We start from the raw sequence: 8,911 nt of genomic DNA, 5'->3' as shown, positions 1-8,911 counted from the left end.
GGTGACGGCGGGTGGTACCTCGGAGCATCGATCGCTCCGGCCGAGACGGACGACCCGAACGACGACGACGTGACCGTCTGGGCGACCTCGTCCGACCCGACCTCGGAGGACTTCGACGGACCCCTCTGGCCGGTCAACCGCGCGGCGAAGGACGCCGCGGGCGACGACGACAGCGGGGCGTCAGCGCTGCCGTCGGCGTTCGCGGACGACTCCGACGCCGCGCGCTCGGTCCAGCAGTGCGTGGTGAACGCGGCGAACCGCTGATCCGGTCCGCCCCTCAGCTCTGGCAGCGCGGGCACCAGTAGGTGTCCCGCAGGGTGAGCTCCGACTCACCGAGTTCCCCGCGGCGCACCGGCGTCCCGCAGCGCAAGCACGGCTTGCCCGCACGCCCGTAGACCCACAGGCGGCGTCCGGGCCGGTCGACACCGGTGGTGATCCGGGCGTTGCGGTCGCGGTTGGCGACGATCAGCCGCGACGCGAGCGCGATCACCCGCGCAGGGTCCGGCACCTGCCCCACCGGACGGGTCGGGAGCACGCCCCGGAGGAAGCAGAGCTCGGCGCGGTACACGTTGCCGAGGCCGGCGAGCACGCGCTGGTCGAGCAGGGCCAGCCCGATCGGACGCTCCGGGTCGCGCGTGAGGTTCGCCAGCGCCAGGTCGGCGTCCCAGTCCTCGCCAAGGAGGTCCGGCCCGAGGTACCCCACGATCTCCGGCTCCTGCTCACGAGGGACCATCTCGAGGATGCCGAGTGTGAACCCCACCGTGGAGACGTCCGCCGCGTCGAGCACGACACGCGCCTGGTGCGCCGGACGGCGCCACCGCTCACCGGGGGCGTAGACGTCCCACCTGCCCTCCATCTTGAGGTGCGAGTGGACGGTGAGGTCGCCGATGCGGTGCAGCAGGTGCTTGCCGCGCGGGACGACCTCGTCGACGGTGCGGCCCACGAGGTCGAGCGTCGCGAACGCCGGCACGCGGAAGTCGCTCCGGGTGAGCTCCTTGCCGGCGAGTGCCGCGTGCAGTCGGTGTGCGGCTCGGTAGACGGTGTCGCCCTCAGGCACGGAGGCGCACCCCCTGCGGCGTCGCGGTGAAGCCTGCGTCGCGCAGCGCCTGGCCGAGGGGCGACTCGAGCACGAACGCACCGTCGACCCGCTCCACCGAGAGCTTCCCGAGCCCGCGTCGGACGGTCGCAGCGATGGACACCGCGGCGGCCGCGAGGTCCCCGGCGTCGTCGGTGAAGGTCAGGACGGACTTGCCGCCGCGTTCGACGTACACCGTCAGCGCGCCGTCCACGAGGACCACGAGTGCGCCGGCCTTCCGCCCGGGACGGTGTCCGCGGGCGGACTGCTTGCTCCCGGTCGCGCCCCCCGCCGTCGCTCCGCCCGCCGTTGCTCCGCCGGTCGCCGCGGTGCTGGCCGCTGCTGGCTCGCCGCGGGCGCCGTCCCCGTCCGCGTCGTCGCCCGGTCCCGCGCTGTCGTTCGGCCACGCCAGCGCCGCACCGGAGGGGGTCGCCGGGTCGGTCGCAGCGAGGGTGATCGCCTGCCTGGCCCGCTCCGGGTCGTTGCGTTCGTCGTCGTCGAGGTCGCGAGCGAAGGTGCGGAGCCGGTCGACCGTCGGGCCGGTGGCGAACTGCGCCGCGCCGAGTCCCTCGACGAAGTACCCCCGGCGAGCACGGCCGGTCTCCTCGAAGCGCGCCAACACCCGGTACACGCCCGCGAACCCGCCGCGGACCCCCTCGACCTGCACGGCCCCGCGCGTGACGACGCCGTACCGCTCGAGCAGCTGCTCCGCCGTCGCCGCGGCCCGAACCGTGGCATCGGTCTGCGCCAACGGCAGGATCGACCAGCGTCCGCCGACCGTCGGTGGCCCGGACTGCGTGGGCAGTGTCGGCCGCCGACGCCCGCGGTAGGCGCGGGCACGAGGCGTGCTCGTGCTCTTCGCCTTCCCGCCGAGCATCGACCGCAGCGGCGCGAGCGTGTCGTTGGTGATCTGTCCCGCCCACACGAGGTCCCACAGCGCGGTGGACAGCGCCTTGTCGTCCGTGCTGCCGACGGCCTGGGCGAGCTGGCGGAAGAAGTACGCGCCGCCGCCGGCGAGGGCCCCGAGGACGTCCCGCTGCAGTTCCGTCGTCTCGCCGCCGTCCGGCTCCGCCAGGGTCGTGTCGGCGGTCTCCGCGAGGTGGAACCGCACCCATCCGTCGTTGCCGGGCAGGGTGCCGCCGCCCGACCACAGGACCTCGCCGGTCGCGGTCAGCTCGTCGAGCATGCTCGGCTGGTAGTCGGTGACGCGGGACGGCAGCACGAGGGACTCCCACGCGCTCGCGGGCAGCGCGACCCCGGCGAGCTGGTCGAGGACCTGCAGCACGCCGTCGATGCCCCGCAGACCACCGCGGGCGCCCGGGGTGTGGACGTGCTGCCAGGCCGGCAGGAAGCGTGCGAGGGTGTCCGGCGACACCGGCTCGACCTCGTGCCGGAGCGCGGCGAGCGACTTCGTGCGGATGCGGCGCAGGACCTCGGCGTCACACCACTCGGCGCCCTGTCGATCGGGTCGGAACTCGCCCTCGACCACCCTGCGGTCGGCAGCGAGGCGTCGCAGCGTGTCCTGCACGACCGCGATGCCGAGACCGAGACGGGCTGCCGCCTCCTGCGCCGAGAACGGGCCGTGCGACCGGGCGTACCGGCCGACGAGGTCTCCGAGGGGGTCCGCGACCGGCTCGACGAACGCCGTGGGCACGCCGATCGGCAGCGGGACACCGAGGGCGTCGCGCAGCCGCGAGGCGTCCTCGATCACGGCGTACCGGGTCTGCCCGGCGTGCGAGAACGACAGCACACGACGATCGCGCTCGAGCGTCTGCAGTGCGGCGGCGACGGGCGAGGTGTCCCCCTCGGTGGCAGCCCAGCTCCGCGCGGTGAGCTCGGTCAGGTCGAGCGCACCCACGAGCCGCAGGACGTCGACGAGCCCCTCGGCATCGCGCGCCCGGCGGTCGGGCGAGAGCCGTTGGAGGTCCTGCTCGACCGAGGCGATCACGGCCGGGTCGAGCAGCTCCCGGAGCTCTGCGCGGCCGAGGAGCTCCCCCAGGAGGGTCGAGTCGAGCGACAGCGCCGCCGCCCGACGCTCGGCGAGGGGCGAGTCGCCCTCGTACATGAACGCGGCGACGTACCCGAACAGCAGCGTCCGGGCGAACGGCGACGGCTGCTCGGTCTCCGTCTCGACGAGCTTGATGCGCCGCCCGGCGATGTCGTCCGCGATCGAGAGCAGTGACGGCACGTCGTAGACGTCCTGCAGGACCTCGCGCACCGTCTCGAGGACGATCGGGAACGTCGGGTACTTCTGGGCGACCTCGAGCAGCTGGGACGCCCGCTGCCGCTGCTGCCAGAGCGGGGACCGCTGCCCGGGGTTCCGACGGGGCAGCAGCAGCGCCCGCGCCGCACACTCCCGGAACCGCGCCGCGAAGAGTGCCGACCCGCCCACCTCGTCCGTGACCAGGACCTCGAGCTCGTCGCGGTCGAACACGAACAGGTCGGCACCGGGCGGCTCGGCGTCGGTCTCCGGGATCCGCACCACGATGCCGTCGTCGGCCGCCATCGCGTCGCCGTCGATGCCGTGCCGCTCCCGCAACCGGGCACCGACCGCGAGGGCCCACGGGGCGTGCACCTGCATGCCGTACGGCGAGTGCATGATCATCCGCCAGTCGCCGAGTTCGTCACGGAAGCGCTCGACCACGAGGGTCGTGTCGTTGGGCACGTACCCCGTCGCGGCACGCTGGTCGCGGAGGAAGGTGAGCAGGTTCGTGACGGCACGCTCGTCGAGGCCGCCGGAGGAGACCCGGTTCCGGGCGTCCTCGTCGGAGGCCCCCTCGACCTCGCGCACGAAGGCACCGGTCGCACGGCCGAGCTCGGCGGGACGGCCGAGGCCGTCGCCCTTCCAGAACGGCACCCGTCCGGGCTGCCCGAACGCCGGGCTCACGAGCACCCGGTCGTGCGTGATCTCCTCGATCCGCCAGCTCGTCGCCCCGAGCGCGAAGACGTCGCCCACCCGGGACTCGTAGACCATCTCCTCGTCGAGCTCGCCGACGCGCGACGCCCGCTCGCCGACCATGAACACGCCGAACATGCCGCGGTCGGGGATCGTGCCACCACTGGTGACCGCGAGCCGCTGCGCCCCCGGACGGCCCGTCAGGGTGCCGTGCACGCGGTCCCAGACCAGCCGGGGCCGCAGCTCGGCGAACTCGTCACTCGGGTACCGCCCGGTCACGAGGTCGAGCGTCGCCTCGAACGCGGAGCGCGGCAGGCTGCTGAACGGCGCGCTCCGGCGGACGAGCTCGAACCAGTGCTCCACGTCGACCGTGTCCACCGCCCCCGCGGCGACGGTGTGCTGCGCGAGCACGTCGAGCGGGTTCGCCGGGACACTGATGGACTCGATCTCGCCCGCGACCATCCGCTCGACCGTCACGGCGCTGTTCACCAGGTCGGCGCGGTGCTTCGGGAACAGCACGCCGCGGGAGATCTCGCCCACCTGGTGGCCCGCGCGACCGACGCGCTGCAGGCCGCTCGCCACGGAGGGCGGTGCCTCGACCTGCACAACGAGGTCGACCTCACCCATGTCGATGCCGAGTTCGAGCGAGCTCGTCGCGACCACGCACCGGAGCCGTCCGGACTTGAGGTCGTCCTCGATTATCGCGCGCTGGTCCTTCGACACCGAGCCGTGGTGCGCGCGGGCGAGCACCGGCACGTCGGCGTCGGACCCGCCCCCGCCCGTCTGCCCGGACGCACCGATGACGTCGGCCGGCGGTCGCTTCGGCTGCGCGACCGGCGCGTGTGCGGACGCCCGGCCCGGTGACTGCATCACGCCACCGCCGGTGCCGCCCTCGGCAGCAACCGCGCCGGCACCGACGGCACCGGCCCCGGCGACGACGGGCTCGCCCACGCTCGACGCAGCGAGCATCCGCTCCTCGTGGATCTCGTTCAGCCGCGCGGTCAGGCGCTCCGCCAGCCGTCGCGAGTTCGCGAACACGATCGTCGACCGGTGCTGTTCGATGAGGTCGACGACCCGCTCCTCGACGTGCGGCCAGATCGACCCGTTCGTCGGCGACTCGGTCGCGTCCGCACCGACCGGCGGGGCGCCGAGCTCGGTCATGTCGTCGACCGGGACGACCACCCGGAGGTCGAACGTCTTCTGGGCGGGAGGAGCGACGATCGTCACCGGGGCCCGGCCGCCGAGGAACCGTGCGACCTCTTCCGGGGGCCGGACGGTCGCGGACAGCCCGATGCGCTGCACCGGCTTCTCGAGGAGGTCGTCGAGGCGCTCCAACGACACGGCGAGGTGCGCGCCACGCTTCGTCGACGCGACCGCGTGGACCTCGTCCACGATCACGGTGTCGACGTTCACGAGGGTCTCCCGCGCGCTCGACGTGAGCATGAGGTAGAGCGACTCGGGCGTCGTGATGAGGATGTCCGGCGGCTGGCGGAGGAGCCGCTGCCGATCGGACGAGGGGGTGTCGCCGCTCCGGACGCCGACCGTGACGTCCGGCGGCTCGAACCCGAGGCGCCTGGCGGTCTGGGTGATGCCGACGAGTGGACTGCGGAGGTTCCGCTCGACGTCGACGCCGAGCGCCTTGAGCGGGGAGACGTAGAGGACGCGCGTGCGTTGCTTCGCGGGCGGCTGGTCGGTCGCGCTGATGAGCCGGTCGATCGACCAGAGGAACGAGGCCAGGGTCTTGCCGGACCCCGTCGGCGCGATCACGAGGGCGTGCTGGCCGGTCGAGACTGCGTCCCACGCTCCCGCCTGCGCCGCGGTCGGAGCCGGGAACGCGCCGCGGAACCACTCCGCGGTCGCGGGGGAGAAGCGCTCGAAGACGTCCGTCATGGTCCGTCCCATCCTGCCCGCGGCCACCGACAACGGCCCGAGCGGAGAACGTGCTTGACAAAGCGATAGTTACCGATATATCTTTACTACATCGCGATACGACGAAGGCCGATCGGTCAGACCGGATCGCGAGCCGACTCAGCACGACGGAAGGACATCTCATGCGCTTCGACGACATGAACCCCCAGCAGCACCAGCACCCGCGTGGCCCCCGCTTCGGCGGCCCGCGACACCACCACGGCGCCGGCTTCCCCGGTCGTGACCGCGGTGACCACCAGCGCGGCGGCTTCGGCCCCGGCCGTGGCTTCGGACCCGGCTTCGGCCCGGGCTTCGGTCCCGGGTTCGGCGGTCCGGGCTTCGGCGGCCGCGAGCGCCGTCGCCGCGGCGACGTCCGTCTCGCGATCCTCGGCCTCCTCGCCGAGGGGCCGCAGAACGGCTACGCCGTGATCAAGACGATCGCCGAGCGCACCGGCGGCGCCTGGAAGCCGAGCCCCGGTTCGGTCTACCCGACGCTCCAGCAGCTCGTCGACGAGGACCTCGTCGTCTCGACCGGCGACGGTCGCAAGACGCTCTTCGAGCTCACCGACGCCGGCAAGGCCGAGGCCGAGTCGAAGGCGGACGAGATCGCGGCGGCGTTCGAGGCGCCCGGCATGCCGGACGCACAGCGCGCCTTCGTCGAGTCGCTCCGGAAGACCATGGGCGTCCTGCACATGTACCGGACGACCGCGACGGACGAGCAGATCGCTGCGGCCACCGAGAAGGTCGACCAGCTCCGCAAGGACCTCCTGCAGATCCTCGCGGACTGACCGCGTGACCACGTGACCACGTGACCGACGGGAGGCACGGTGCCAGCTGGCACCCCTCCCTCGCAGGCTCGGTCGGCGCGCCCCGCGCAACGCTTCGCGTTGCCGTTGAGCGGAGCGCGCCCGTCCGTTCGTCGGTCACCGTGGGTCCTCGGAAAGCGACAGATCTCGGTGTCGCTTCCGCGAGAGCGACAGTTCGGCGCGCGCAGGCGGCACGGTTCTGTCGCCTTCGCGTCGTCGACCGACCCCGGCCGCCGCCGCTACGGCCTCGCGCGCTCCGCGCCGTCGCCGACGAACGCGGCCACGTCCGCCAGCTCCGCGGCGGACACCGCGTGCGGGAGCCCCGCGTACTCCCGGTCGGTCACGTCCGTGTTCGCCGCGGCCCACGCCTGCGTCCGCGCGGTGGCCTCGGCCGGGATCACCGGGTCGAGGTCGCCGTGCCCGAGGAACACCCGCGGCCGGATCGCAGCCACGGCCTCGTCGCGCGAGTCCGTCACCCCGGGCACCACGAACCCGGACAGCGACACCGCGAAGGCGAAGCCCGCCGGTCGGGCACGGAGGAGCTGCAGCGCCATCGAGCCGCCCTGGGAGAAGCCGAGCAGCCCGATGCACGGGTGGTCGGCGGCGACCGAATCGACCCAGTCGAGCACCCCGGCCACGGCGTCGTCCACGGGGCCGAGCGCGGGGGAGCCCGGCGTTCCGAGCGGGTACCACGAGTACCCGGGCCCCCACTCGAGCGGCGCCCGCAGCGAGGCGACCGTCCAGGCCGGCGGCAGCGCGGGCGCGAGGCCGAGCAGGTCGCGCTCGTTCGACCCCACCCCGTGCATCGCGACGAGGAGCGGGGTGCCCGCACGGTCGGACGGGCCGCGGGTCCACTGCACGAGGTCGCTGTCGATCATGCGACCAACGCTAGCCGTGGCGTCCGCCGAACTCGCCGCCGTGCCTGGTAGACACGGTGCATGGCCTCGCTGCGCACCCCCGACCCCGACTCCGGCTGGCTGTCCGACGAGGAACTCGCGAACATCCGCCGTCGCCTGCCGATCTGCTACGTCGAGGCGATCCCCGTCCGCACGGACGGCCTCGGCGTCGTCACCGAGGTCGGGGTACTGCTCCGCGTGGCACCGAGCGGGTCGATCGCTCGCACGCTCGTGTCCGGCCGCGTGATGTACGGCGAGTCGATCCGCACGGCGCTGTTCCGGCACCTCGAGAAGGACCTCGGGCCGATGGCGTTCCCGCAGCTGCCCTCCAGCCCGACGCCGTTCACGGTCGCCGAGTACTTCCCGCTCCCCGGTGCTTCGGTGTACACCGACGAGCGGCAGCACGCGATCTCCCTCGCGTACGTCGTCCCGGTGACGGGGACGTGCGAGCCGCGCCAGGACGCCCTCGAGCTCACGTGGATGAGCCCGATGGAGGCCGCGTCCGACGCCGTCGCCGACGAGATGGAGGGTGGTCGCGGGGCGCTGCTCCGCGCCGGCCTCGCGTCGGTCGGCGCACTGCACTAGCGAGGCCCGGTACCGAACCACGCGAACGACTTCGAACCACGCCGTCGGGCTGGTTCGATGTCGTTCCCGCGGTTCCACCACGCGGAGCCAGCGCCGCCAGGGCACGACGCACCCAGCACACGACGCACCCAGCACACGGCGCACCCCGCACGCGGCGCACCCCGCACGCGGCGCACCCCGCACACGACGAAGCCCCCGGGACCACGTGGTCCCGGGGGCTTCGCAGCTCGGTCGTGCGACCGGCTTCAGTGCTTCTCGTCGCGGAGGCTGTCCGCGACGCCGTGCGCCGCGTCCTTGACGTCATCGACGCCCTGCTTGGCCGACGCCTTGGCCTGGTCGGTCTGACCCTCGGCCTTGAGCTTGTCGTTGCCGGTGAGGTTGCCGACGCCCTCCTTGACCTTGCCGACGAGCTTCTCGCCGGTGTGGTTCTCTTCGCTGCCAGCCATACGGTCTCCTTCCAACGACGGACGATTCCCCGTCAGCCGCTCGCGCGGCATCCGGTGCAGGAGAACCTACGCCCGGTGCCCGACCGCGTTCGGAGGAGACGTCAAGGTGGGGGACGTCCCGCGCCCCACGGGCTCAGTGACGGTCGGCAGCTCCCGCCGGACGGGAGGCACGGCGCGAGCCACGACGACGGCCTGCGCCCGACTCGGAGCCGGCTCCACGGCCTGCCGCGTAGCCGCCCTCGGACGACCACACCGGAGCGGACCCGCCCCGGACGACGTCGCTCGACGCGCGACGGCTC

The 8,911-nt window shown here is 73.4% G+C and carries 6 protein-coding genes and 2 pseudogenes; 3 read left to right on the top strand and 5 right to left on the bottom strand.

The features are described from left to right. Positions 1 to 264, top strand: a pseudogene (locus tag ACSW7Y_RS14030) (hypothetical protein); the annotation flags it as partial. Between the two features lie 13 nt (positions 265 to 277). Here the strand turns inward: ACSW7Y_RS14030 and ACSW7Y_RS14025 are convergent. The 3 genes and pseudogenes from ACSW7Y_RS14025 to ACSW7Y_RS14015 form a co-directional block, all read right to left on the bottom strand. Beyond that, entirely contained in the window at positions 278 to 1,057 is a 780-nt protein-coding gene (locus ACSW7Y_RS14025) for a DNA-formamidopyrimidine glycosylase family protein (RefSeq protein WP_438126862.1), read from the bottom strand. Then, on the bottom strand, positions 1,050 to 4,841 hold the full coding sequence (locus ACSW7Y_RS14020) for a DNA glycosylase AlkZ-like family protein (protein WP_438126863.1): 3,792 nt from the start codon (positions 4,839 to 4,841) through the stop codon (positions 1,050 to 1,052). Before ACSW7Y_RS14020 ends, ACSW7Y_RS14025 begins: the two co-directional genes overlap by 8 nt. A 456-nt stretch (positions 4,842 to 5,297) precedes the next feature. Further along, positions 5,298 to 5,861, bottom strand: a pseudogene (locus tag ACSW7Y_RS14015) (DEAD/DEAH box helicase); the annotation flags it as partial. Positions 5,862 to 6,022: 161 nt separating this feature from the next. Between ACSW7Y_RS14015 and ACSW7Y_RS14010 the strand changes: the two are divergent. Continuing rightward, entirely contained in the window at positions 6,023 to 6,667 is a 645-nt protein-coding gene (locus tag ACSW7Y_RS14010; protein ID WP_438126861.1) for a PadR family transcriptional regulator, read from the top strand. Between the two features lie 257 nt (positions 6,668 to 6,924). On the opposite strand, the gene ACSW7Y_RS14005 is transcribed toward ACSW7Y_RS14010, so the two are convergent. Then, positions 6,925 to 7,563 (bottom strand): alpha/beta hydrolase, encoded by a 639-nt coding sequence (locus ACSW7Y_RS14005; protein ID WP_438126860.1) that lies wholly within the window; start codon positions 7,561 to 7,563, stop codon positions 6,925 to 6,927. A gap of 60 nt (positions 7,564 to 7,623) precedes the next feature. Here ACSW7Y_RS14005 and ACSW7Y_RS14000 point away from each other — a divergent pair, with 60 nt between their 5' ends. Then, positions 7,624 to 8,166 (top strand): NUDIX hydrolase family protein, encoded by a 543-nt coding sequence (locus tag ACSW7Y_RS14000; RefSeq protein WP_022903196.1) that lies wholly within the window; start codon positions 7,624 to 7,626, stop codon positions 8,164 to 8,166. A gap of 245 nt (positions 8,167 to 8,411) precedes the next feature. On the opposite strand, the gene ACSW7Y_RS13995 is transcribed toward ACSW7Y_RS14000, so the two are convergent. After that, a complete protein-coding gene (locus ACSW7Y_RS13995; protein ID WP_022903197.1) occupies positions 8,412 to 8,612 on the bottom strand; it encodes a CsbD family protein in 201 nt (66 codons plus the stop codon). Between the last annotated feature and the right edge of the window lie 299 nt (positions 8,613 to 8,911).

Source organism: Curtobacterium flaccumfaciens (assembly GCF_051548005.1).
GTDB lineage: Bacteria > Actinomycetota > Actinomycetes > Actinomycetales > Microbacteriaceae > Curtobacterium.
Note: the sequence above shows the minus strand (reverse complement) of the source record. Positions and strands in the feature narration are given on the sequence as shown.

Coding starts and splice junctions, on each gene's coding strand:
- ACSW7Y_RS14010 (WP_438126861.1), top strand. CDS start 6,023: ATGCGCTTCGACGACATGAACCCCCAGCAGCACCAGCACCCGCGTGGC.
- ACSW7Y_RS14000 (WP_022903196.1), top strand. CDS start 7,624: ATGGCCTCGCTGCGCACCCCCGACCCCGACTCCGGCTGGCTGTCCGAC.
- ACSW7Y_RS13995 (WP_022903197.1), bottom strand. CDS start 8,612: ATGGCTGGCAGCGAAGAGAACCACACCGGCGAGAAGCTCGTCGGCAAG.
- ACSW7Y_RS14020 (WP_438126863.1), bottom strand. CDS start 4,841: ATGCAGTCACCGGGCCGGGCGTCCGCACACGCGCCGGTCGCGCAGCCG.
- ACSW7Y_RS14005 (WP_438126860.1), bottom strand. CDS start 7,563: ATGATCGACAGCGACCTCGTGCAGTGGACCCGCGGCCCGTCCGACCGT.